The 647-nt window shown below is 59.5% G+C and carries 1 protein-coding gene and 1 pseudogene; both read right to left on the bottom strand.

What is annotated here, in order from left to right; genetic code table 11:
* Window positions 1-141 (bottom strand): annotated as a pseudogene (locus tag A3730_RS30215) (cell division protein FtsA); the annotation flags it as partial.
* Window positions 142-154: 13 nt separating this feature from the next.
* A partial coding sequence (locus A3730_RS04655; RefSeq protein WP_156500906.1) for a cell division protein FtsQ/DivIB occupies window positions 155-647 on the bottom strand: 493 nt, incomplete at its 5' end.

Below are 647 nucleotides of genomic sequence, written 5' to 3'. Positions count from 1 at the left end.
CTTTTTCATGCCCCGTGACGGTTGCGAGCCCAGCCCGACGATTTCCAAGGTGCCATCGGCTGCTGTCTGGCCGACGATGGCAACCACCTTGGAGGTGCCAATATCGAGTCCGACAATCATGTTTTCTGTTGCTGTCGCCATGTCACCCTTTCTCCTAACTCTGCTGCTCGCGCCAGGTCACTGCCATGCCGTCCGCATAACGCAGATCAACACGAGCTACCTGGCGGCTATCCGTGCTCAGCACGCCACGATAAAGCCGCACAAAACGGCGTAATTTGGTGGTGTAATGCTCACGGTCTACCACCAGTTCCATGTCGTTATTCAGCGTCAGGCGCGCGGTCAGGCGCGCGTTGACGTCCATGCTGCGAATGCTCAGGTCCACATCCGCCAGCGTTTTGCCCATGCTGTGGTAGAAGCCCATGACTTCCTCCAGCCGTTGCTCCGGGCCGCTCAGGTGGGGCAGATCCGTCAGGTCATACTGCTTGAGCGCCTTGAACGGCTGCCCGCTGTCCGACACCAGCACTGCCTCGTTCCACACGGCCACCGGGCGACGCTCTTCCACTGTCAGCACCACGGTATCGGGCCACTGACGACGGACGGAGACCTCCTCCACCCAACTCAATCCCTGTGACTGCTGGTAAATATCT

Source organism: Alcanivorax sp. HI0044 (assembly GCF_001634945.1).
Note: the sequence above shows the minus strand (reverse complement) of the source record. Positions and strands in the feature narration are given on the sequence as shown.